Source organism: Stenotrophomonas sp. STEN087 (assembly GCF_056759115.1).
In genome coordinates, this window is sequence record NZ_JBRRCR010000013.1 from 1 (window position 1) to 21,537 (window position 21,537).

Below are 21,537 nucleotides of genomic sequence, written 5' to 3' on the forward strand. Positions count from 1 at the left end.
CGCACCACGCTTGAACTCGGCACTGAACTTCCTACGCTTTGACATGAACACTCCTCATGGCCTGGATCGGCCTTCTTGTAAGTGTCCGTGAAAACGGGGGTGAACCCGGGGCTCTCGAGCTGCTGGATTGCAGCATGACCACGAACGGTTTTGAGCTGACCCCGCCGTTGTTCAGTGAACTTGTAGCACTTGGCGTGAACTTCTTCCAGATATCGCTGGATGGCGATTCGGAAGCTCACGATCTGACGCGACGGTATGCCTCTGGGGCTGGCACGTTTCATCGGATCTACGAGAACCTGCTTGCGATGAAGGCCTCCAGCCTCAGCTTCACGGTGATGATGCGGCTGCACATCATGCCGGGAAATGAAGAAAGTCTGATGCGGCTTTCGCGCCGGCTGTGTGGTGACTTCAAGGGAGATGAACGCTTCACGGTGTTTCTGCGCGACATATCCAATCTTGGCGGGAAGGGCGAGTCCCTGCAGATGATTACGCACGCCGAGGCCGTCCGGATATCCAAGCTCCTGCAGGCGCACTTTGAAGCCGAGGGCTTCTGTGTCGAGAATGGAGTGGAAGCTGAGTTTGAAAGCCAGGTTTCGGTTTCAGGGCTTTCAGATTCGAACCCGGCGTTCCAGTCACTGAAGGAGTCGGGTCTCCGCGTCAGTCACGTGTGCTATGCCGCCAAACCCAACCACATGCTTATCCGAGCGGACGGGCGTATTGGGAAGTGCACCGTGGCGCTGGGCAGCGAGGGTAACGTGGTAGGGGCCTTGGCTGAAGACGGGACGGTAGCCTTGGACGCCGGGAAGATGAAGTTCTGGACGCGAGGCTTTCTGTCAGGTGACGCATCAGAGCTTGGGTGTCCGCTGATCACCCGCACTGGCTAGTCACTGCTATGGGCGCGACCTCTGCTATGGCCGGAGGTCGCATCCCTGTCACATCTACTGGGGGGCAAGCGCTCAGCCCTGGGCTGAATCCCGCCCCTCAATCTCACGCACAGTCGCCTCCAGCGCATCCAGCTTCTCGCGCGTCTTCAACAGCACCGCGCGCTGCACTTCAAACTCCTCGCGGGTCACCAGGTCCAGCTTGGCCAGGCCGGCCTGCAGCGCGGTCTTGAAGGTGGCCTGCAGTTCCTCGCGCGACTCGCGCAGGCCCGGCGGGACCAGGTCGCTCAGGCGGCGGGCGAGGTCATCGAGGTGGTTCAGGTCGATCATGGGGGACTCCGTGGCCTGGCAGGCCGTTCTGCGCATAAGGATACTTGCGGGCCGCGCGCCCGCACAGGCGGCGGCGGTTTCGCGCCGGGCGCGTTCAGGCGCTATCCTCCACGCCGGAATACAGGAGATCGACGATGAAGATGGTCATGGCGGTGATCAAGCCGTTCAAGCTCGACGACGTGCGCGAAGCGCTGGCCGAGCGTGGGGTTACCGGTATTACGGTGACCGAGGTGAAGGGCTTTGGCCGGCAGAAGGGCCATACCGAGCTGTACCGTGGCGCCGAGTACGTGGTCGACTTCCTGCCGAAGGTGAAGCTGGAAGTGGCGGTGACCGATGACCAGGTGGAACTGGTGGTCGAGGCGATCGTGAAGGCCGCGGGCACCGGCAAGATCGGCGACGGCAAGGTGTTCGTGTACGACCTGGGCAGCGTGGTGCGCATCCGTACCGGCGAACTGGACGCGGACGCGCTGTAAGCGCGTCAGCTGGGTAGAGTCGACCGCTGGTCGACTATCGCGCGCAGCGCGGGCATTTCGGGTGCGGATGGAAGGGCAGTCGACCAGCGGTCGACTCTACCGCTTCGCCCACTTATAGAACCGCTTCCAGCCCTGGCGCACGGCCGCGACCCAGCCCGGGTCGGCCACCAGGGCCGCCTGCGCGGCGCTCGGCGCCTGACCGGTCACGCGCTGGCGGATCTTCAGCAGGTTCTTCATGTCGCTGCGGCGCATCTGCCGGCTGAGCGGGTTGCGGCGCAGCCAGCGCGGGGCGCGCCAGGCCGAGGTGAAGTCCAGCAGCACCGGCACGCCACCACTCACCACCACGTTGGTGCCGTGCAGGTCGTTGTGGGTGATGCCGGCCGCGTGCAGGCGGCTGAGCGCATGCTGCAGCTGGTCGAACACTTCATTGCCCACCGCCTGCGCGGTGCTGAGCGTCTGCCCGGGAATGAATTCCATGCCCAGGGCGAGGCCGCCGAGGGTGCCGAGCAGGGCCGGGGCGTGCTTCCAGCCACCCAGGCGCTGCAGGATCCGCGCTTCGCGGCGCACCATGAGGCGCGCGATCAGCGAAACCGGCGTGCCGCGGTAGCGGGAGTAGTCCTTGACCACCGCCGGACGGCCGTCCAGGCAGGTGCGGTACACATCGGGGGCGAGGAAACGTTCACCGCGCTTGAGCAGCAGCGGGACCACGGCGTCATCGCCGCAGGACGGGGAGGGGGAAACAGTGGAAGTCATGGCGGGGTCTCGGACGACGACCCGGTGGGTGGCGCTGCAGCGTCAAGCGAACCGGTACGATTGGGGGAGGTAGCTAAACTTTCGTTAAGTGAATTTTAGTACCGCCGAGTTCGCTAATCCACGTTTTGTCGGAGAAATGTCGGGGTCGTGGCTGGAACAGTTCGTCGCGCCTGATCGGACAATTTCGTCTCACTTAGCGCTTCAGGCCTTTGCAATCAATGGTTTGCCATCCAGTCGCCCTGCAATGCGTTGCACGAACGGCAGCAGTGCGTCGCGCAGCTGGTCCAGGCCGGGCTGCTCGATGGGGAAGTGGCCGCAGGCTTCCAGCAGCACCCGCTGCCTGGGCGCGGCCAGCCGCTGGAAGAAGCGGTCGCTGATCGCCACCGGCGTCCAGTCGTCGCAGGCCGGGTGCAGCATCAGTACCGGGCAGCGCTGGAACTGCTCGGGTTCCAGCGCTGGAGCGGTGTCGAACAACGAGGCCAGCAGCCCCAGCGGCACGCGGTTGCCGCCGCCCAGCGGGTCGGCGCAGACCAGCGCGGTCAGGGCTGGGTCGCGCGACATGCGCTGCATGTGGGTGAACCAGCGCACCGGCACGCGCAGGCCGCGGGTGAGGCGGCTGAGGGGCCGCAGCGTGGGCAGCAGGGCGCGCATCCACGGCTGGCGCACCAGCGCGGCCTGCACCACGGGATCGCGCGGGTCGGCCAGGGTGGTCGCCACCAGGCCCCGCACCCACGGTGATTCGGCCGCCACCAGATAGGCCAGGTAGCCGCCAATGCTGGCGCCGAGCAGCACGATCGGGCGCGGCCGGCGCTGGTGCTCGGCGTCGATCAGGGCCAGCAGGGCCTGCTTCCAGACGTCGTAGTCGATGGATGTCCAGGGCGCGGCGCTCAGGCCATAGCCGGGCAGGTCGGGTGCCAGCACTTCATGCCCGGCGTCGGCCAGGCCAGCCGCCAGCGGGGCGGACATGCGCCCGTAGCCGCCGGCGCCATGCACCAGGACCACGGTGGCGTCGGCATCGGCCGGGCCGTGGCGGTCCAGCTGCAGCGAACCACCTGCCCAGGGGAAGGTCTCGCTGCGCGGCGTGGCGGCGGGCTGGTCCGGGAAGAAATCCGCGTAGCGGGCGCTGAGGGCAGGGTAGGGGGCGGGGTCGCGGGCAGGCATCCGGGCAGTGTAGGCCGGTTGTTCAGCTACGTGATGCTGAACAGGGCGCACGGGTAACTTGACCCCGGCGCAGTGGCTGCGGACCATAAGCTGTTAACCCGCGACATCGGCGGCCGCCCCCACCCGGCACGTCCCCGTCCCCTGCCGCGTCCCCCCTGGTGCAGGCCGCGCGGCCGCATCGTTCGTTTCCCTGTCCGGCGCCCGCTGGAGGAAAGTGCTTTGATCATCAAGATTGTCCTGGCAGCGCTGTTCGTGGCCTGCGTGCTGTACATCCATTACCGCGGCAAGGTCCGCGCGCGCTGGTCGCGCCAGTTGCTGGACCACTCCAGCTTCATGGCCCCGATCAACGTCATCATGTATCTGTTCTCGAAGGTGCCGACCACGCCGTTCCTGGACCCGGGCAAGGAACTCCCGCAGCTGGAGCCGCTGCGGCAGAACTGGCAGGTGATCCGCGACGAGGCGCTGGCGCTGCGCGATGCGCAGAAGATCGCCGCCTCCAGCAGCTACAACGATGCCGGCTTCAACTCGTTCTTCCGCCGTGGCTGGAAGCGCTTCTACCTGAAGTGGTACGGCCCGTCGCACCCGTCGGCCAAGGCCATGTGCCCGAAGACCGTGGCGCTGATCGAGTCGATTCCCGATGTGCGCGCGGCGATGTTCGCGCAGCTGCCGCCGGGCAGCGAACTGCGCCCGCACCGCGACCCGTTCGCCGGTTCGCTGCGCCTGCACCTGGGCCTGAGCACGCCCAACGACGATGGCTGCTACATCGTGGTGGACGGGGTGAAGAAGAGCTGGCGCGATGGCGAGTGGATGATGTTCGATGAAACCTACATCCACCACGCGCACAACGAGACCGACCAGGACCGCGTGATCCTGTTCTGCGATATCGCCCGCCCGCTGCGCTTCGGCCTGCCGGGCCTGTTCAACCGCGCGGTGGCGTCCACGCTGCTGGCCGGCGGTGCCTCGCCGAACCTGCCGGGTGACCCGACCGGTGGCGTCAACAAGGCTTTCGGTGGCGTGTACAAGGTGCGCCTGAAGGCCAAGGCCCTGCGCGAGCGCAGCGTGGTGGCCTACCAGGTCATCAAGTGGGGTCTGGTGGTGGCGGTGATTGCGGGTATCTGGGCGATCTGATCGCGGTCGTTCATGGGGTTGCCGGCCAGCGGCCGGCACTACCGCAAAAGCAAAAAAACCGCGCTGACGCCAGCGCGGGTTTTTCATTGGTGGGTGCCGACCGTTGGTCGGCACGCCTTACTTCAACGCCGCCTGCACGAACGGCGGGGTCACCAGCACGCCGGTGTGCAGCGCGGCGGTGTAGTACAGGGTGTTGAAGGTCTTGGCAGCCGAGTCGGCCTGGCGGAAGTCGAAGCCGCTCTCGCCCTTGCGCGCCATGGTCACGCTCCACCAGCCGGTGGGGTAGCACGGCTGCGGGAACGGCAGGGTCTTGAACGAGCCGAAGCCGGCCTTGCCCATCTCGGTGCGCATCTCGTTGATCAGCTCCAGCTGCATCAGCGGCGATTCGGACTGCTGCACCAGGATGCCGTCGTCCTTCAGGGCCTTGAAGCAGCTCTCGTAGAACGCCTTGTTGAACAGGCCTTCGCCGGGGCCGACCGGGTCGGTCGAATCGACGATCACCACGTCCACGCTGCCGGCCGGGCAGTTGGCCATGTAGGCCACGCCGTCGTCGAACAGCAGTTCGGCGCGCGCGTCATCGTTGGAATCGCACAGTTCCGGGAAGTGCTTGCGCGCCATCACGGTGACCTGCTCGTCGATATCGCACTGGGTCACGCTCTCCACGCCCTTGTGCTTGAGCACTTCGCGCAGGGTGCCGCAGTCGCCGCCACCGATGATGACCACGCGCTTGGGCGCGGCGTGGGTGAACAGCACCGGGTGGCTGATCATCTCGTGGTAGAAGAAGTTGTCCTTGCTGGTCAGCATGATGGCCCCGTCGATGGTCATCAGGTTGCCCCAGTCGGTGGTCTGGAAGATCTCGATCTTCTGGAACGGCGACTGCACCTCGTCCAGCTTGCCGGTGATGCGGAAGCCGATGGCCGAGCCAGTGCGTTCGAAGTGTTCGATGTACCAGTTGCTGCTGTCAGTCATTGGATTACGGTCCTGTTCGGAGGGTTGAAGCCGGGCTGGCGGGCGGGGCCGCGTGGCACAGATGCCACATCCGGACGGATCGGCCCGTTCAGGTTCAGACCTGCCACGGGCGCGGGCGCGCATGATAACGAACCTGTGGGCATATAGGCGTTATCATGCCCCCCCTTTTATTGCCAACAAGGCCGACTGCAATGACCGATTGGTCCCTCGACCAAGCCCGCAAGACCTACTCGATCCCGCATTGGGCGGATGGTTATTTCGATGTGGATCAGGCCGGGCACATGGTGGTGAGACCGACCGGGGCAGACGGCCCGGTGGTGTCGCTGCCCAAGGTGGTGGACGCGGCACGTGCCGGCGGCGCCAAGCTGCCGCTGCTGGTGCGCTTCCCGGACATCCTCGGCCAGCGCCTGGGCAAGCTGCAGGCGGCGTTCGCCCAGGCCCAGCAGGACTGGGAGTACCCGGGCGGCTACACCGCTGTGTACCCGATCAAGGTGAACCAGCACCGCGGCGTGGCCGGCACCCTGGCCAGCCACCACGGTGAAGGCTTCGGCCTGGAAGCGGGCAGCAAGCCCGAGCTGATGGCCGTGCTGGCGCTGTCGCGCCCGGGTGGCCTGATCGTCTGCAACGGCTACAAGGACCGCGAGTACATCCGCCTGGCCCTGATCGGCCGCAAGCTGGGCCTGCAGACCTTCATCGTCATCGAGAAGCCGTCCGAGCTGAAGCTGGTGCTGGAGGAATCCAAGGCGCTGGATGTGAAGCCGGGCTTGGGTGTGCGCATGCGCCTGGCCTCGCTGGGCGCCGGCAAGTGGCAGAACAGCGGTGGCGACAAGGCCAAGTTCGGTCTGTCCCCGCGCCAGCTGCTGGACCTGTGGAAGTCGCTGCGCGATACCGAATACGCCGACTGCCTGAACCTGCTGCACTTCCACATGGGGTCGCAGATCTCCAACGTGCGCGACATCGCCAACGGCATGCGCGAAGCCACCCGCTATTTCGTCGAGCTGTCACAGCTGGGCGCGAAGATCACCCACGTGGACGTGGGCGGCGGCCTGGGCGTGGATTACGAAGGCACCCGTTCGCGCAGCTTCTGCTCGATCAACTACGGGCTGAACTCGTACGCCAGCAACATCGTGCAGCCGCTGGCCAATGCCTGCGAAGAACACGGCCTGACCCCGCCGCGCATCGTCACCGAGTGCGGCCGCGCGATGACCGCGCACCACGCGGTGCTGATCGCCAACGTCTCTGAAGTGGAGCAGGCGCAGGAAGGTCGCGTGCCGGACCAGCACGACGACGAGCCGGCCTCGATCCGCCACCTGCGCGAGATCCATGAGGAACTGGACACCCGCCCGGCCGTGGAACTGTTCCAGGAAGCGCAGCACTTCCACGCCGAAGGCCTGGCCAGCTACGCGCTGGGCCAGATCGACCTGCCGCAGCGTGCGCGCATCGACGATCTGTTCTACGCCATCGCCCACGGTGTGCGTGCGCGCCTGAGCTACGACGAGAAGAGCCACCGCCCGGCGCTGGACGAACTGAACGAGCGCCTGGTCGACAAGTACTTCGTCAACTTCAGCGTGTTCGAATCGATTCCCGATGCGTGGGCGATCGACCAGGTGTTCCCGATCGTGCCGATCGAGCGCCTGAACGAGACCCCGGACCGTCGCGGCATCATCGCCGACATGACCTGCGACTCGGACGGCATGGTGAAGACCTATGTCGAGAACGAGAGCCTGGACACCTCGCTGCCGCTGCACGCGATGAAGCACGGCGAGAGCTACCGCATCGGTTTCTTCATGGTCGGTGCCTACCAGGAAATCCTGGGCGACATCCACAACCTGTTCGGCGATACCGATGCCGTGGAAGTGGTGGCCGATGCCGATGGCTACGCGATCACCCAGCAGCGCCGCGGTGACACCACCGACGTGATGCTGGATTACGTGGGCTACAAGCTGGACGACCTGCGCGCGGCCTATGCCCAGCGTGTGGCGGCGGCCGAGCTGTCGCCGGAACGTGCGCAGGAACTGTCGCAGGCGCTGGAAGCCGGCCTGACCGGTTACACCTACCTGTCCGACGAACCGCTGGCCTGATGCCTGCGGTGCGCCGGGCATGACCCGGCGCGACCGACGCCGATGAGCGCGCGCGCGATCTTCCATCTGTTCCTGCATGCCGCCGTGCCAGCCCTGCTGGCATGGCTGTTCTGGCGCAAGCGGTTTGCTTCGGCCTGGCTGCTGTTGCTGCTGGGCTGGATCATCGACCTGGACCACCTGCTGGCCGACCCGATCTACGCGCCGAACCGCTGCAGCATCGGTTTCCACCCGCTGCACACCGCACCGGCGATTGCCGTGTATGCGGGGCTGTGCGTGCCGAAGAAAACGCGGCTGGTGGGCATTGGTTTGATGATCCACATCGCGCTGGATGCCATCGACTGCTGGTGGATGCATCACCGCTGACGGCGGATGTCGTGCACCGCCGGGCAATGCCCGTAGTAGATCCACGCCATGCGTGGATGCGTGGTGCCTGGATGGGGTCAGAGCCCTTGCGCATTGCGCAAGGGATCCGACCCCGGTAGGCCATGCCCGTAGTAGATCCACGCCATGCGTGGATGCGCAGTGCCTGGATGGGGTCAGAGCCCTTGCGCATTGCGCAAGGGATCCGACCCCGGCTGTGCACCGCCGGGCCATGCCCGGCGAGCGCAACGGCAGGTCACCCCACCGGCAACCACATCGCCGCGCGCAACCCCGGCTCGGCGTTCTCCAGCACCAGTCGCCCGCCGTAGCTGGCGGCGATGTCTCCCACGATCGCCAGGCCCAGTCCGCTGCTGCCTTCGCGCTCATCCAGGCGCACACCGCGCTGGGTGACCTGCGCCAGCGCATCGGGGGCCAGGCCGGGGCCGTCGTCGCGCACATCAATGCGCAGCTGCCCTTCCTCAATCGCCGCGGTGATCGACACCTGCTGCCGTGCCCACTTGCCGGCGTTGTCCAGCAGGTTGCCCAGCATTTCCTCCAGGTCTGCACGCGCACCGGCAAACTGCAGCGCCTCGTCGATGCCCTCCGCACCGAACACCACGCCGCGCTCGCCGTGCACACGGGCCATCAGCCCACACAGCGCCTTCGCCACCGGCGCCACGCCGGTGCGCTGGCGATGATCCGCGGCCAGGCCCACCGCCAGGTAGCGGTCGACACTGGCCTGCATGCGCGTGCCCTGTTCGCGCACGGTCGTGCGCCATTCCGTCCCGTCGCCATCGGCCTCGGCGGCCAGCACGCTCAGCGGCGTCTTCAATGCATGGGCCAGGTCTTCGGCACTGGTGCGCGCACGCGCGACCATCCGCTGCTGGTGCTCGAGCAGGGCGTTGAGCTCCTCGCCCAGCGGCACGATCTCGCTGCCCAGGCCATCGGTGTCGATGCGCTGGGCCTGCCCGCGCCGCACGCGTTCAAGCTGATGGGCCAGGCGCCGCAGCGGGCGCAGGCCGAACTGCACCTGGCTGGCCAGCACCGCCAGCCAGATCGCCACCAGCACGCCCAGCGCCAGCGCGGTGCGCTGGCGGAAGGCCGCCACATCGGCATCCAGCGCGCTGCGGTCGGTGGCCACGGTCACCCGATACGCCTCGGTGGCGCGTGGCAGGCGCACCTCCTGCACGCGCGCACGCAGCGCCTGCTGCAGCGGGCCGGGCAGGTTGCGGGTGGCCTCGCCGGCTGCCGCGGCCGGCAGGGTTTCATCCCACAGCGAGCGCGACTGCAGCAGCACCTCGCCTTGGCGGTTGGCGATCTGCCAGTACGCACCGGAAAACACCCGCTGGAAGCGCGCATCGTTGGGCTCCTGGCGCAGCTGCAGCTGCCCGTCAGACGTGGTTTCCATCTGTGCAACCAGGGTCAGCAGATCCTGCTGCAGCTCATGGTCCAGGCGGTCGCGCGCGCTGCGCTTGAACAGTTCGCCCAGCAGCGCGCTGGCCAGCAGCGAAACCAGCAGCAGGCCGATGCCACCGGCCAGCAGCAGGCGGCGGCGCAGCGAGGGTTGCCCGCTCACGGCGCGGCCAGCCGCCAGCCCTGGCCGCGCACCGTCTGGATCAGGTCGCTGCCGAGCTTGCGGCGCACGCGCCCGAGCAGCACGTCCAGCGCATTCGAATCCGGGTCGAGGCCGCCATCGAACACCTGTTCGCCCAGGCGGTCGCGGCCGATCACCTGGCCGCTGTGGTGGATGAAGCAGCTGAGCAGGCGGAACTCCTGCGGGCTGAGTGTCAGGGCCTGGCCGTCCAGTTCGAAGCGCCCGGCGTTGACGTCCAGCTGCAAAGGGCCGCACTGCAGGCGTGGGCTGGCATGGCCATGGCTGCGACGGATCAGGGCGCGCAGGCGCAGCACCAGTTCATCGGCCTGGAAGGGTTTGGTCAGGTAGTCATCGGCGCCGGCATCGAAGCCGGCCAGCTTGTCGTGCCAGCGCCCGCGTGCGGTCAGCACCAGCACCGGGAAGCTGCGGCCGTTGCTGCGCCAGCGCTCGATCACGCTCAGGCCATCCAGCCCGGGCAGGCCGAGGTCGACGATGGCGGCCTGCAGATCCTCGATCTGGCCGATCTCTTCGGCCTGGCGGCCATCGGCCACGGTCTGCACCACGTAACCGGCCTGTTCCAGCAGCGGCTGCAGGCGCTGTGCCAGCGCCGCATCGTCCTCGGCCAGCAGGATGCGCATCAGTCGTCCAGCTCCGTCTTCAGCAGCCTGCCGTTGCGCGCATCATAGTCCAGCTCCACCACCACGCCGTCGGCGCGCAGGATCTCCACTTCGTACACGCCATCGTCCAGTTCCACTTCCAGCAGCTGGCCGGGGTGGCGCTTGAGCGCATCGCGCACCACGCCTTCCAGCGCGACGTAACGACCCTGCTGCACGGCCCGGCGCGCGACATCCTGCGCCGGATCCTGGGCAGGCCGGGCGGCGGTCGCGGGGCTGGTCAGGGCCAGCAGCAGGGGCAGGGCGAACAGCAGCGTCACGGGGGAGGGCAGCCATGCGGGGAGGATGGCGCGAGTGTGCCGGTTGCGGCTAACCATTGGCTAACAGTGCCGGCTAAGGGGCTGTTAACCGCGCCCGGCATCGTGGCGGTGCCGGGATGGTCCGGCATCGAACAGGAGAACCCCCATGTTGAAGTCGCTCACCCTCGCCACCGTCGCCGCCCTGGCCTTCGCCCCCGCCGTGCAGGCGGCCCCGCTGGGCATGGCCCAGGTCGAGCAGACCCTGCGCAAGGCCGGCTACACCCAGATCCACGAGATCGAGCGCGATGATGGTCTGTGGGAAGCCGATGTCAGCCGTGCCGATGGTCGCTTCAGCGAGGTGTATGTCGACCCGAAGACCGGCGAGATCTTCGACGAGCACGATGGCCGCGCGCTGCTGGGCACCGAGCAGGTACTGGCCAAGGCGCAGGCGCACGGTCTGCGCGAGATCCATTCGCTGGAACGCGATGGCGCGACCTGGTCGCTGGAAGCGCGCAACGCCCGCAACCAGCGCGTGGAAGTGCGCCTGAGCGGCCATGACGGGCGGATCCTGCACAGCGAGCGCGATGGCTGGCTGGATTGAGGTCGGTAACGGCAGGCGCGATGCGCAGCCGAGCGCGGGCTCGGCTCTACGAGGCAGGAGGTAGCGCCGGGCCATGCCCGGCGAGCGCAGCGGGAGCTGCTTACCAGCCGTACGGCGGCGGGTAATCCCAGTAACCCGGGCCACCGCCGCCATAGAAACCACCACCATACGGGCCGAAGCCCGGGCCCTTGCCTTCGCTGACATGGATGTTGAGGTTGACCCCGTGGGTCTTGCCTTCATCGGTGGTGTAGTTCTTGCTGAGGTTGAGCGTGGCGGCGTTGTAGTGCGAGTTGCCGTAGCCCTTCGAATAACCGATGCCGGTGGTGAAGCTGCCGGACACCTTCAGCTTGTCGTCGGTCACGTCGGCGATGCGGGCGTCGTCGTGCACGCGCGGGCCGCTCTTGTCGCCGTAGTAGGTGCCCGGCGGGTCCTGCTGCACGGTCGGGTCATTGAGATAGCGCATCGGTGCGTGCGGCACGGACAGGTCCAGGCCGGGCGACTGCGGTGCCGTGGCGCCGGCAGCGGACTGGGCAAGCACGGTCCCGGGCAGGCTGGCCAGGCACAGCAGCAGGGTCAGGGGACGGATCATCGCGATGCTCCAACGGGCAGGGACCGCGCCACGCGCGGCGGTACAGGCCGACGCTAACAGGCGTTGCTTGAATGATGCCTGTCGCCGCCGGCTTGTGGTAGATCCGGGCCAGGCCCGGATTCCCTTAGACCCGGCCGAACCCGAAAAGATCCTGCAGCGGGTGACGGCGCCGCTCGATCCGCGCCCGCAGCAGCCCGGCACCGATCATCGAATAGGTGATGCCGTTGCCGCCGTAGGCCATGGCCAGGTGCACGCGCGGCCCCCACTGCGGGTGCGGGCCGAAGAACGGCAGGCCGTCGGCGGTCTCGGCGAAGGTCCCCGCCCAGGAAAACGCCGGGGTCGGGTCCAGCCGCGGGAACCAGTGCTGCAGCTGCTTCATCAGCTGCTTCGCCTTGCCCTCCACCCGGCGGTCGCGGCGCGCCGGGATGTCGATGGCATCGTCCAGCCCGCCCACCAGCAGCCGGCCCTCGCCGGTGGCACGCAGGTACAGGTAGGGCCGTGCGCTTTCCCACACGATCGTGCGCTGCAGCGGGCCCAGCACGTCGGCATCGATGGGGTCGGTGATGAAGGCGTAGCTGCTGCGGTTGCGCGCCACCCGCTGGTCGATCCAGCGCTGGTTGGCGTAGCCCATCGCGAGCACGACGTGGCGCGCACGGATGGTGGCCCCCGCCTCGGTACGTGCGGTCACGCCGCGTGAGGTGGCCTCCAGGCTGTGCAGCACCGTGCGGTCATGCACATGGCCGCCGCGGCGGCGCACGCGCTTGAGCAGGCCATAGGTGAGGCAGTAGGGATCGACCCGCGCGGCCTGGCGGGTCAGCAGCGCGCCACCAGCGTCCACGCCGAAGCGCTGCTGCAGGTCGTCCGGCTGCAGCCAGCGGGCGTCCAGTCCGGCCTGGCGGCGTGCGGCACCCTCGGCCATCAGCACCGGCACGCCGCGATGGCGGCTGGCCAGATAGAGGCTGTCCATGCGCTGGAAATCGACGTTCTTCAGCCCGCGCGCCACTTCGCCCAGGGCCGGGATGGCCTCGGCGCAGGCGCGGTAGGCCAGTTCCGCGGCATCAGTGCCGTACTGGCGGGCCAGGTCCAGCAGGTGGGTGTCGATCTCGTACTGCAGCAGGGCGGTGCTGGCCGCGGTGCTGCCCCAACCGATGTCGCGCTGCTCGATCACCGCGACCTCGTGGCCGTGGCCGGACAGCTCATCGGCGATCAGCGCGCCGGTGACACCGCCGCCCACCACCAGGACATCGCAGCGCAGGTCCTGCTGCAGCGGCGGGAAGGCCTGGATCAGCCCATTGCTCACGGCCCACCAGGGGTAACCGCTCTTCAGGTCCATGGGGCTACCGATCGATCAGGCAGTGGGGCGGCCGGTGTGGGGAGTCTTGATCAGTTCGGACAGATCGAAGCCCTGGAGGCGGGCCGCTGCCAGATAATGTTCCTGCACGGTGGTGTCCAGCTTCGGCTCTCGCGCCAGCAGCCAGAGGTACTTGCGGTCCGGGCTGCCGACCAGTGCCACGCTGTAATCGGGGGCCACCTGGATCACCCAGTAGTCGCCCTTGGCGAAGGGCAGCCAGCGCAGGCCCTTGGGCAGGAAGCTGACCTCCAGGCGGGCCACGTCGTTGTCCACGGCGCATGCCTCACCCGAGGCTTCCTCAACCTCGCCGTCCATGCGGCAGCGGTTGGTGACGCCCACGTTGCCGTTTTCCAGGAGTTCGTAATGCGCCGACACGTCGGTGCAGCCCTCCGGCTCGTGGCGCATGGGCAGGCGGGCGATCTCGTACCAGGTGCCCAGGTAGCGGGGCAGCTTGAGGTCGGCGACGGTCTTCAGCGGCGGGTGGTCGGTCATCGTGTCCAGCGTCGTGGATAAGGGTGTCCCACCATGCCGTCGGGCTCGCCATGGGCAGGTGAAGCCGGGGCGAGGCCCACGTCCAGAACAATGCGTCGCCCGCGCGGCGGCGCAGCTGTCACCGGCGCAGCGCTATCCTTGCGCCAGCGCCGGGTTTTTTCCCCATACAAGCGAAGTGGAGGTGCCGATGTACCAGGTGATCCTGTTGAAGAGTGAAACCGCGTTTGCCCGCGAGCAGTGGCCGCAGGTGGACCACGTGGTGAATTACGAGGGCGTCAGCTACAGCCTGCGCGCGGGCCCGCGCCAGCCGCTGCCAACCGACCACGACTGGCACCCCATCGCCGTGTATGCGCCGGATGAGATCAGCGAAGAGGAGTTCCAGGATTGGTACGCGCTGCAGCAGCCGCAGGTGGAGGAGCTGCGCTTGAAGTACTGACGGCTTGGGTAGAGTCGACCGTTGGTCGACTGCCCTTTGCGGGAAGCGCTGAAAATCCCGCGCTGCGCGCGGTAGTCGACCAACGGTCGACTCTACCCCGGTCGGTGTTGGCGTGGCCGTCCATCCGGCCTTTACCAGCCGTGCCGTATAGTCGCGCGCAGGCGCGGTGGTCCGCGCGAACCGGTGTGGCTGGCTTGCTTTCCTTCTTCCGAACGATCCTGATGCGTGGCCCGTGGCTGGCGCTGCTGTTGTGTGGTGCGCTGCTGCTGGCCGCGCCGGTACTGGCCCAGGACGACGACCCGACGCCGAAGCAGCAGCTGGCCCAGTTCGATGCCAGCCTGAAGGACGTGGAGCGCAAGCGCGATTCCGCCGAGGCCACCGAAACGCTGGCGATGCTGTCCGAGACCGCATCGCAGGTGCGCCGCGATGCCGGGGCGCTGGACAAGAGCCTGCAGCCGCAGCTGGACCAGTTGACCGAGCAGCTGGCCCAGCTGGGCACGGCGCCGGAAGGCACCACCGAGCTGCCCGAGCTGGCGACGCAGCGCCGCAACCTCACCCGCCAGCGTGATGCGCTGGCGTCTTCGGTCGCGCAGGCCAAGGCCAGCGCCGTGCGCGCCGGCCAGCTTGCCAACGATATCGAGAAGCAGCGCACCGCGCAGCGCACCGAGGAACTGGGCCAGAAGGTCGATTCGCCGTTGTCGCCCGCGCTGTGGCGCAAGGTCGCCAAGCAGCTGCCGGTGGATATCGCCCGGGTTACGCCGCTGGCGGCGCAGGGCCGTGATGCCTTGGTGGCCGCCCTGGACAAGGAAGGCTGGGGTACGCCGCTGCTGGGCCTGCTGGCCGCGCTGGTGATGATGTTCCCGCTGCGCCTGTGGCTGCGCGCGCTGGGTCGCCGCTTCGCCGCCTCCGAGCGCGCGCCTGATGGCCGTCTGCGCCGCTCTGGCCTGGCGATGTGGCTGCTGCTGGTCGGCACGCTGTTGCCGGGCTACGCGGTGGTGGTGTTCATCGCTTCGCTCAATGCCATCGGCGGTATCGCCCCGCGCCTGCAGAACGTCGCCGACGGCGTGCAGGCGGCCAGCTTCGCCGCCGCCTTCATCGCCGCGCTCAGCGCCTGCCTGCTGGTGCCCACGCGGCCCTCATGGCGCCTGTTGAACCTGGATGACACCGCCGCGCTGAAGCTGCGCAAGTACGCCTGGGGCGCGGCCGCGCTGGCCTGGTTCAGCACGGTGCTGGTGGCCATCGACCGGGCCACGCGCACCAGCGATGTGACCACGGTGGCGCTGGACGGCGTGATCGCACTGACCTACCTCGGCCTGATCTTGGCCATGCTGGTGACCCTGTCCCGACTGCATCGCCGCCAGACTGCCGAAGCCGAGGCCAAGCTGGAGGCGCAGGCCGATGGCGTGGGTGCGGCGGTACCGGTGCGTCGCAGCAGCTGGCTGGTGCTGGCTCGCGTGGCCGGCAACCTCGCCGTCACTGCGGCGATCATCGCCACCCTGCTGGGGTACGTGAACTTCGCCAAGTTCGTGAGCCAGCAGCTGATCGGCGGCAGCATCGTGGTGCTGGCGGCGCTGCTGCTGTTCAAGTTCGTCGATGACCTCTGCACCTGGCTGCTCAACGCCGACAGCAAGGTCGGCCAGACCATCCTGCTGAGCACCGGCCTGAGCGTGTCGCGGCTGGAGCAGGCCGGCGTGCTGCTGTCGGCGATGCTGCGCACCTTGGTGGTGCTGATCGCGCTGCTGGCCCTGGCCGCGCCGTTCGGCAACGTCGGCACCATCGTCGAGCGCATCGCTGCGCTGGCCAACGGCATCACGATCAACAAGGACCTGACGCTGCAGCCCGGCCGCATCGTCACCGGCGTGCTGGTGCTGCTCATCGGCGTGGGCCTGACCCAGCTGATGCAGCGCTGGCTGACCGACACCTACCTGCCCAAGACCGAGCTGGACCTGGGCGCGCGCAACTCGATCAGCACCATCTCCGGTTACGTCGGCATCATCCTGGTGGGCCTGTGGGCGCTGACCGCGATGGGCCTGGACATGAAGAACCTGGCGCTGCTGGCCAGCGCGCTGTCGGTGGGTATTGGCTTCGGCCTGCAGGCGATCATCCAGAACTTCGTGTCAGGCCTGATCCTGCTGGCCGAGCGGCCGGTGAAGATCGGCGACTGGGTGAAGCTGGGTGACCAGGAAGGCGACATCCGCCGCATCAACGTGCGTTCGACCGAGATCCAGGTGGGCGACAAGTCGACGCTGATCGTGCCGAACTCGGAGCTGATCACCAAGACCATCCGCAACATGACGATGGGCAACAACCAGGGCCGCATCCAGATCCAGTTCGCGGTGCCGACCAGCACCGATGTGGCGGGCCTGAAGCAGGCGCTGCTGGATGCCTATGGCGCGCACCAGGCGGTGCTGCAGCAGCCGGCGCCGTCGGTGTTCATCGACAGCATTGCCGGTGGCCAGATCACGTTCAACAGCTTCGCCTACGTGGCGAGCCCGCGGCAGGTGTATGGCACGCGCAGTGATCTGTATTTCAGCCTGCTGCAGATAATGGCCGAGCGGGAGATCCCGCTGTCGACCCCGACCGACATCCATCTGGTACGCGACACCCCTCCGGAGTAAGGGGGGTCTTTTTGCAGGGCTTGCAGCCCTGCACCTGCGGTAGTGCCGGCCGCTGGCCGGCAACCTCAAAGTCAACAGCGGGCTATCCGTGGGATGGCGGGGTGGGTCCGGTTGAGGGGGACGCCGTGAACCCATCCATGGGGGCTTGGTCGCGGCTTGCTCGTGTGCGCTGTCCTGCGCACACGGCAAGACCGGGGTTGGGCGTCCTGCCCAACCCGCCCGAGGCATGCCTCGGGCCCATGCGGCTCACACCCCCTCAACCGGACCCACCCCGCCTTCGACAGTTTCCCAGGGATGTTGGTGGGTGCCCCCCCTTGGGCGGCACGGGGTCGAATATCGATATCTGACAGATGTGCCGACCAACGGTCGGCACCTATCAACAGCTCCCGTTGCCAGTAGATCCACGCCATGCGTGGATGATCTATTCGATATCTGACAGATGTGCCGACCAATGGTCGGCGCCCACCACCAGCAGTTGCCAACAGCCACCGGCCAACTGTCGAAGGCGGGGCCCTGTGGGTTTGCGGGGTGTGAGCCGCATGGATGCGGCGACCAAGCTCCCATGGATGGGTCTACGGCGTCCCCGCAAACCCACAGTGCCCCGCCATCCCACGGAATGCCGCTCTTGCTCTTGAGGTTGCCGGCCAGCGGCCGGCACTACCAGCAGGTGCAGGGCTGCAAGCCCTGCAAAGGAAAAACCCTTACCCCCGCGGGCGTGCGCGCGACGGCACCAGCGCAAACGTATCCACCGCCAGCTTCTCGGCATGGTTCAACCACGCCCGGATCTCCAGATCATCCACCTCGTGGTCCAACCCGAACGAGACGTTGATCTTGCCGTCCGCATCCGGCTGCACCCACTGCTGGGCCAGCACCACCTTGCGCTGCGACGACACTGCCTCGATCCAGAAACCGCGGTCCGGGCGCTGGCTCGCCACCAGTTCCAGCATGTACTGGCCAGCACGGGTGCGGCGGCCCTTCTGGGTGATCATGTGCGCCTGGCGCACGCTCGGGCGAGGGCCCTGGAACGATTCCAGCGGTGCATCCACCGCGATGCCGCCACGCAGGTCGTCATCGCGGAACAGCTTGATGCCGTTGTCGCGGTTCACGAGCAGCGCGCACCAGTCGCCGTCGGCCGAACCATCCTCGAATGCCGTGCAGCGATCCACATAGGCCAGCGTGTTGTCCGGGTCGGCATCGTCGAACTGGCGCGAGGTGTTCTCCAGATACACTGACTTCAGGCCCCAGTCCTTGTCGTACTCCAGCAGCACCGGCGGCTGCACGTGCTGCAGGCCGACCACCACCTGGTCATCGCCATCGATCTTCAGTTCGCGGGTCGGCTCGCCCAACCAGAGCGAGCGGGCGAAGGCCAGGTACTGCGGATAATCGCGGCCACCATCGCGCTGGGTCGCCACACTCGCGCTGGGCGCGCGCTGGGTATCGATCAGCGAGCGACCGAAGCCCATCGTCTTCAGCTGCGGGTCCAGCAGGCTGAGCAGGGTCGCACCCGAATCCAGCGTGGTGCCGGCGTCGGCCTTCAGCTGCTGCGGGGCAATGCCATCGCCGAGGAACAGCAGCAGGTTCTCGCGCTTCTGCTGGGTCAGGATGTCGGTGAGGTCGTTGGGCATCGCCAGATGGTCCGAAGCGATCACGATCAGCGTGTCCTTGCCGTACGGACTGGCCTGGATGCGCTGCACCAGCTGCGAGATCAGCCGGTCGCTGCACTTCAGCGCGTTGAGCATGTTGATGTTGCCGTACTTGCTTTCATATCGCTGGCCCTTGCACGCCACCGGCAGATGGCCGGCCGGGTGGTGGGTGTCCATCGTCAGCGTCGTCAGCATGAACGGCTCGCCCTTGCGCGAGAGCTGTTCGAAACGCTGGTAGGCGGTGTCCAGCAGCACGTCGTCATGCACGCCCCACGGCGAATAATGCACGCGGCCGATCTTCTTCTGCTGCTTGAACCACTCCAGGTCGTGCACTTCATCGAAACCGTGGCTGGCCAGGAACTGGCCCTTGCCGGCGAAGCGGCCGCTGGCGCCGCCCAGGTAATGGTTGGTGTAGCCCTGCTGCTTCAGGTAGTCGCCCAGGCACACGGCCTTGGGCAGGAAGCTGCCCATGCGGTCCATGCTGTTCTCATCGCCCTGCGAGGTGGTCAGCGGCACGCCGCACATCGACGACACGAGCCCGGCGATGGTCCAGCCGCTGCCCTCGGCCGAGGCCAGCCCGCGCACGTCCAGCGACTGGCTGGCGAGGCGGTTGATGTTGGGCATCAGGCCCGGGAACACGTTGTCGTCCAGATAAGTGCGTTCCAGGCTTTCACCGTAGATCCAGACGATGTTGCGCGGGCGCTGCAGCGGCTGTGTCGGCACCTGGTATTCGGGAGCGATGCGGGCGAAATCGACCGGGCGCAGCTGCTGGTACAGGCGCTGGCCATCACGTGCCAGCGGGCTGATCATGATCGTGGTGATCCACACCACCGCGAAGCCGGCGAACCATGCGCCACCGCGACCCGGGCGGCGCCAGCGCTTCACCCGCGTGGCAAACAGCGGCAGCAGCGACACCAGGACAAGCGCGATGTAGCCGGCGATATAGCCCTTGAAGTCCGCGATGCCGGCGCCTTCCATGTCGGCGCCCAGGTGGTAGAGCGTTGCGGCATTCAGGCCATCGCCGGACAGCTTGTCGATCAACCACCACGTGCTGAGCAGGAGCAGCAGCAGCGAGAACGTGCTCGCCTTCCACCACACCCACTTATCGGAGGCGAGGAACAACCAGGCCAACAACAACAGCGACAGCAGCAGGATCCAGAGCATAAGCGGCTTCGGCAGTGACGGGAGGTGGTGATGGACGTCGTACCGACGCGTGTCCATCCGACCAGCGCTGCCTCAAGCACACGTGCATGACAGGCTGATGACCCGATAGTGCATGCACGAACCTGACTGAAATGTTTGTTTGTTACATGAGGTGAAATCGCGCGGTTCAAGTAAAACCAGCGTGAAAGCCGCTACGCGATTTCATTAAAAAACGGCGCGATTTCCCGCTTCTTCAACGATGCCCGCGTTCCTCGCGCGCACGTGCACGCCGATCGAACAGCAATGCACTGGTCACGATCCCCAGTCCGAGCACCACACCGATCAGCATCAGGAACAGCGCGATGGCCGGATAGCCGAAGATGTGCCAGCCGGTCTCCACCTTCATCATCAGCGAGGCAGCCATGATCAGTGCGGCACTGATGATGCCGGCCGCGACGCGATTGGCGATCTTCTGCAGGTTTTCCATCAGCCGCGATTCTTCCAGGCCGGTCACCTTCATCTGCAGGCGGTTCTCGGCCAGCAACGCCATGATGTCGGTCAGCTTGCGCGGCCCATCGCGCAGCAGCTGCTGCAGTTCCATCGCCTCACTGGCGAGGTTGGCCGCCGACAGCGATTTCTTCAGGCGTGCGCGCATCACGTGCTGCAGCTGGCGCTCGACTATGCGGCGCGTGTCCAGATCCGGTGCCAGCAGGCGGCACACCGTTTCCAGGTTCAGCAGGGCCTTGCCGACCAGGCTCAGTTCCGGCGGCGTGCGCAGGCCGGACGCGGTGGCGATGCGCACCATGTCCAGCACCACGCGGCCTTCGGAGAAGCTGCCGCTGGCCGCATAGCGCGCGATCAGCTGGCCGGTCTCGCGCAGGTAGCGCTCCTCGTCAAAGGCTTCCAGCCGCGTGCTGATGCTGATCAGGTCGTCGGCCACTTCCTCGCCGCGGCCATCGACGGCGGCAAACAGGATCTTCAGCAGGCGCTCGCGCAGGCGCGGCGGCATGTGCGCGACCATGCCCAGGTCGAAGATCGCCAGGCGGCCATCGGGCGTCACCCGCAGGTTGCCCGGGTGTGGATCGGCATGGATCTCGCCATGCACGAAGATCTGGTCCAGGTAGCCACGGATCAGCGCGGCGGCCAACGGATCCATCGCCTGCTCGGTGCGGCGCACTTCGGGAATCGCATCCACGCGCACGCCGGTGGCCAGTTCCATCGTCAGCACGCGCTGGCTGCAGTAGTCCCACAGCGGCTGCGGCACCCACAGGCGGCGGAACGGCTTGAGGTGGCGGCCGAAACGCGCAAGATTCTCGGCCTCGGCGTGGTAGTCCAGCTCCTGCATCAGGGTCTTGGCGAACTCGTTGAGCCAGTCACGCAGGCGCACGCGGCGGCCGACCTGGGTCAGGTGGTCGGCGGCCAGCGCGAAGCTGCGCAGCGCTTCCAGGTCCGAACGCAGCTGCGCGGCCACTTCCGGCTTCTGCACCTTCACCGCCACCTGGCGGCCGTCATGCAGGACCGCACGGTGCACCTGGGCGATCGACGCGCAGCCCAGCGGCTCGGGATCGAACGAGGCGAACAGCTTGTTCACCCCGGCACCGAGTTCCTGCTCGACGATGGCGTGGATGCGCTCGACCGGAATCGGCGCCACGTTCTCCTGCATGCGTTCCAGCGCGGTGGCAAATTCCGGCGGCACCATGTCCGGGCGCGTGGACAGCATCTGTCCGAGCTTGACGAAGGTCGGCCCCAGCGCTTCCAGGTCGCTGACGAACTGCTCCGGGTTGCCGTCGGCGGGCACGTCGCCGTTGCTGCCGGCCGCATCCAGGTTCATCCCGGAAAAAACGCCCGAATGGCGGTAGCGCATCAGCAGGCGCAGGATCTGGCTGCGCCGGTTCATGCCCTTGACCAGTGTGGGATTGGCCGTGGCGGTGGACGGATTGCTCAAGCGGAACTCCCATGCAGGCAAGACAGGGGTAGTGGCGGGGGGGCGGGGGGGGGCCCGCGGGGGGGGGGGGGGCCGG

Annotated in this window: 19 protein-coding genes and 1 pseudogene; 8 read left to right on the forward strand and 12 right to left on the reverse strand. The window is 67.2% G+C overall.

From position 1 onward, the window contains the following. Positions 1–134: 134 nt before the first annotated feature. Complete coding sequence (locus ACVOK1_RS05400; RefSeq protein ID WP_481561358.1) at positions 135–884, forward strand: radical SAM protein; 750 nt, start codon at positions 135–137, stop codon at positions 882–884. 72 nt (positions 885–956) lie between these two features. On the opposite strand, the gene ubiK is transcribed toward ACVOK1_RS05400, so the two are convergent. Continuing rightward, positions 957–1,211 (reverse strand): ubiquinone biosynthesis accessory factor UbiK, encoded by a 255-nt coding sequence (gene ubiK, locus ACVOK1_RS05405; RefSeq protein WP_164074203.1) that lies wholly within the window; start codon positions 1,209–1,211, stop codon positions 957–959. 134 nt (positions 1,212–1,345) lie between these two features. On the opposite strand from ubiK, the gene ACVOK1_RS05410 reads away from it, so the two are divergent. Next, on the forward strand, positions 1,346–1,684 hold the full coding sequence (locus ACVOK1_RS05410) for a P-II family nitrogen regulator (protein ID WP_079223976.1): 339 nt from the start codon (positions 1,346–1,348) through the stop codon (positions 1,682–1,684). Positions 1,685–1,780: 96 nt separating this feature from the next. Here the strand turns inward: ACVOK1_RS05410 and ACVOK1_RS05415 are convergent, their stop codons facing one another. Together ACVOK1_RS05415 and ACVOK1_RS05420 are read right to left on the reverse strand one after the other, a co-directional pair. Beyond that, positions 1,781–2,437, reverse strand: a complete 657-nt coding sequence (locus ACVOK1_RS05415; RefSeq protein ID WP_481561359.1) for an RIO1 family regulatory kinase/ATPase domain-containing protein — start codon at positions 2,435–2,437, stop codon at positions 1,781–1,783. Positions 2,438–2,638: 201 nt separating this feature from the next. After that, positions 2,639–3,598: an alpha/beta hydrolase gene (locus ACVOK1_RS05420; RefSeq protein ID WP_481561360.1), complete on the reverse strand. Its 960-nt coding sequence runs from the start codon at positions 3,596–3,598 to the stop codon at positions 2,639–2,641. A 222-nt stretch (positions 3,599–3,820) separates the two neighbouring features. Here ACVOK1_RS05420 and ACVOK1_RS05425 point away from each other — a divergent pair, with 222 nt between their 5' ends. Beyond that, positions 3,821–4,726: an aspartyl/asparaginyl beta-hydroxylase domain-containing protein gene (locus ACVOK1_RS05425; RefSeq protein ID WP_174208738.1), complete on the forward strand. Its 906-nt coding sequence runs from the start codon at positions 3,821–3,823 to the stop codon at positions 4,724–4,726. A gap of 117 nt (positions 4,727–4,843) precedes the next feature. On the opposite strand, the gene speE is transcribed toward ACVOK1_RS05425, so the two are convergent. Further along, entirely contained in the window at positions 4,844–5,695 is an 852-nt protein-coding gene (gene speE, locus ACVOK1_RS05430) for a polyamine aminopropyltransferase (RefSeq protein WP_150455674.1), read from the reverse strand. Between the two features lie 191 nt (positions 5,696–5,886). Between speE and speA the strand changes: the two genes are divergently transcribed. Then, positions 5,887–7,776, forward strand: coding sequence for an arginine decarboxylase (gene speA / locus ACVOK1_RS05435; protein WP_079223967.1), 1,890 nt, complete (start codon positions 5,887–5,889; stop codon positions 7,774–7,776). Positions 7,777–7,818: 42 nt separating this feature from the next. Further along, positions 7,819–8,139, forward strand: a complete 321-nt coding sequence (locus tag ACVOK1_RS05440) for a DUF6122 family protein (RefSeq protein WP_079223965.1) — start codon at positions 7,819–7,821, stop codon at positions 8,137–8,139. Between the two features lie 253 nt (positions 8,140–8,392). Here the strand turns inward: ACVOK1_RS05440 and ACVOK1_RS05445 are convergent, their stop codons facing one another. The 3 genes from ACVOK1_RS05445 to ACVOK1_RS05455 are packed head-to-tail and all read right to left on the reverse strand — an operon-like array spanning position 8,393 to position 10,658. Continuing rightward, a complete protein-coding gene (locus ACVOK1_RS05445; protein WP_481561361.1) occupies positions 8,393–9,712 on the reverse strand; it encodes an ATP-binding protein in 1,320 nt (439 codons plus the stop codon). Further along, positions 9,709–10,368: a response regulator transcription factor gene (locus tag ACVOK1_RS05450; protein WP_481561362.1), complete on the reverse strand. Its 660-nt coding sequence runs from the start codon at positions 10,366–10,368 to the stop codon at positions 9,709–9,711. The genes ACVOK1_RS05445 and ACVOK1_RS05450 overlap by 4 nt, the downstream gene beginning before the upstream one ends. Beyond that, the gene (locus tag ACVOK1_RS05455) at positions 10,368–10,658 is read right to left on the reverse strand and encodes a PepSY domain-containing protein (protein ID WP_406236407.1); all 291 of its coding nucleotides are present in this window, start codon (positions 10,656–10,658) and stop codon (positions 10,368–10,370) included. The genes ACVOK1_RS05450 and ACVOK1_RS05455 overlap by 1 nt, the downstream gene beginning before the upstream one ends. A 151-nt stretch (positions 10,659–10,809) precedes the next feature. Here ACVOK1_RS05455 and ACVOK1_RS05460 point away from each other — a divergent pair, with 151 nt between their 5' ends. Continuing rightward, entirely contained in the window at positions 10,810–11,244 is a 435-nt protein-coding gene (locus ACVOK1_RS05460) for a PepSY domain-containing protein (protein WP_313178790.1), read from the forward strand. Between the two features lie 100 nt (positions 11,245–11,344). On the opposite strand, the gene ACVOK1_RS05465 is transcribed toward ACVOK1_RS05460, so the two are convergent. The 3 genes from ACVOK1_RS05465 to ACVOK1_RS05475 form a co-directional block, all read right to left on the reverse strand. Continuing rightward, positions 11,345–11,833: a hypothetical protein gene (locus tag ACVOK1_RS05465; protein WP_481561363.1), complete on the reverse strand. Its 489-nt coding sequence runs from the start codon at positions 11,831–11,833 to the stop codon at positions 11,345–11,347. Between the two features lie 124 nt (positions 11,834–11,957). Further along, the gene (locus ACVOK1_RS05470; RefSeq protein ID WP_481561364.1) at positions 11,958–13,166 is read right to left on the reverse strand and encodes an NAD(P)/FAD-dependent oxidoreductase; all 1,209 of its coding nucleotides are present in this window, start codon (positions 13,164–13,166) and stop codon (positions 11,958–11,960) included. Between the two features lie 15 nt (positions 13,167–13,181). Then, entirely contained in the window at positions 13,182–13,676 is a 495-nt protein-coding gene (locus ACVOK1_RS05475) for a lipocalin family protein (RefSeq protein WP_481561365.1), read from the reverse strand. A 187-nt stretch (positions 13,677–13,863) separates the two neighbouring features. Here ACVOK1_RS05475 and ACVOK1_RS05480 point away from each other — a divergent pair, with 187 nt between their 5' ends. Next, positions 13,864–14,112, forward strand: a complete 249-nt coding sequence (locus tag ACVOK1_RS05480) for a hypothetical protein (RefSeq protein ID WP_481561367.1) — start codon at positions 13,864–13,866, stop codon at positions 14,110–14,112. Between the two features lie 221 nt (positions 14,113–14,333). Then, positions 14,334–16,730: a DUF3772 domain-containing protein gene (locus tag ACVOK1_RS05485; RefSeq protein WP_481561393.1), complete on the forward strand. Its 2,397-nt coding sequence runs from the start codon at positions 14,334–14,336 to the stop codon at positions 16,728–16,730. A gap of 701 nt (positions 16,731–17,431) precedes the next feature. On the opposite strand, the gene ACVOK1_RS05490 is transcribed toward ACVOK1_RS05485, so the two are convergent. Both ACVOK1_RS05490 and ACVOK1_RS05495 read right to left on the reverse strand, forming a co-directional pair. Beyond that, entirely contained in the window at positions 17,432–19,537 is a 2,106-nt protein-coding gene (locus ACVOK1_RS05490; protein ID WP_481561368.1) for a phosphoglycerol transferase I, read from the reverse strand. Positions 19,538–19,769: 232 nt separating this feature from the next. Next, positions 19,770–21,416: pseudogene (locus tag ACVOK1_RS05495) on the reverse strand (ABC1 kinase family protein); the annotation flags it as partial. Positions 21,417–21,537 lie beyond the last annotated feature (121 nt).

Coding starts and splice junctions, on each gene's coding strand:
- ACVOK1_RS05400 (WP_481561358.1), top strand. CDS start 135: ATGACCACGAACGGTTTTGAGCTGACCCCGCCGTTGTTCAGTGAACTT.
- ubiK (WP_164074203.1), bottom strand. CDS start 1,211: ATGATCGACCTGAACCACCTCGATGACCTCGCCCGCCGCCTGAGCGAC.
- ACVOK1_RS05410 (WP_079223976.1), top strand. CDS start 1,346: ATGAAGATGGTCATGGCGGTGATCAAGCCGTTCAAGCTCGACGACGTG.
- ACVOK1_RS05415 (WP_481561359.1), bottom strand. CDS start 2,437: ATGACTTCCACTGTTTCCCCCTCCCCGTCCTGCGGCGATGACGCCGTG.
- ACVOK1_RS05420 (WP_481561360.1), bottom strand. CDS start 3,598: ATGCCTGCCCGCGACCCCGCCCCCTACCCTGCCCTCAGCGCCCGCTAC.
- speE (WP_150455674.1), bottom strand. CDS start 5,695: ATGACTGACAGCAGCAACTGGTACATCGAACACTTCGAACGCACTGGC.
- speA (WP_079223967.1), top strand. CDS start 5,887: ATGACCGATTGGTCCCTCGACCAAGCCCGCAAGACCTACTCGATCCCG.
- ACVOK1_RS05440 (WP_079223965.1), top strand. CDS start 7,819: ATGAGCGCGCGCGCGATCTTCCATCTGTTCCTGCATGCCGCCGTGCCA.
- ACVOK1_RS05450 (WP_481561362.1), bottom strand. CDS start 10,368: ATGCGCATCCTGCTGGCCGAGGACGATGCGGCGCTGGCACAGCGCCTG.
- ACVOK1_RS05460 (WP_313178790.1), top strand. CDS start 10,810: ATGTTGAAGTCGCTCACCCTCGCCACCGTCGCCGCCCTGGCCTTCGCC.
- ACVOK1_RS05465 (WP_481561363.1), bottom strand. CDS start 11,833: ATGATCCGTCCCCTGACCCTGCTGCTGTGCCTGGCCAGCCTGCCCGGG.
- ACVOK1_RS05470 (WP_481561364.1), bottom strand. CDS start 13,166: ATGGACCTGAAGAGCGGTTACCCCTGGTGGGCCGTGAGCAATGGGCTG.
- ACVOK1_RS05475 (WP_481561365.1), bottom strand. CDS start 13,676: ATGACCGACCACCCGCCGCTGAAGACCGTCGCCGACCTCAAGCTGCCC.
- ACVOK1_RS05480 (WP_481561367.1), top strand. CDS start 13,864: ATGTACCAGGTGATCCTGTTGAAGAGTGAAACCGCGTTTGCCCGCGAG.
- ACVOK1_RS05485 (WP_481561393.1), top strand. CDS start 14,334: ATGCGTGGCCCGTGGCTGGCGCTGCTGTTGTGTGGTGCGCTGCTGCTG.
- ACVOK1_RS05490 (WP_481561368.1), bottom strand. CDS start 19,537: ATGCTCTGGATCCTGCTGCTGTCGCTGTTGTTGTTGGCCTGGTTGTTC.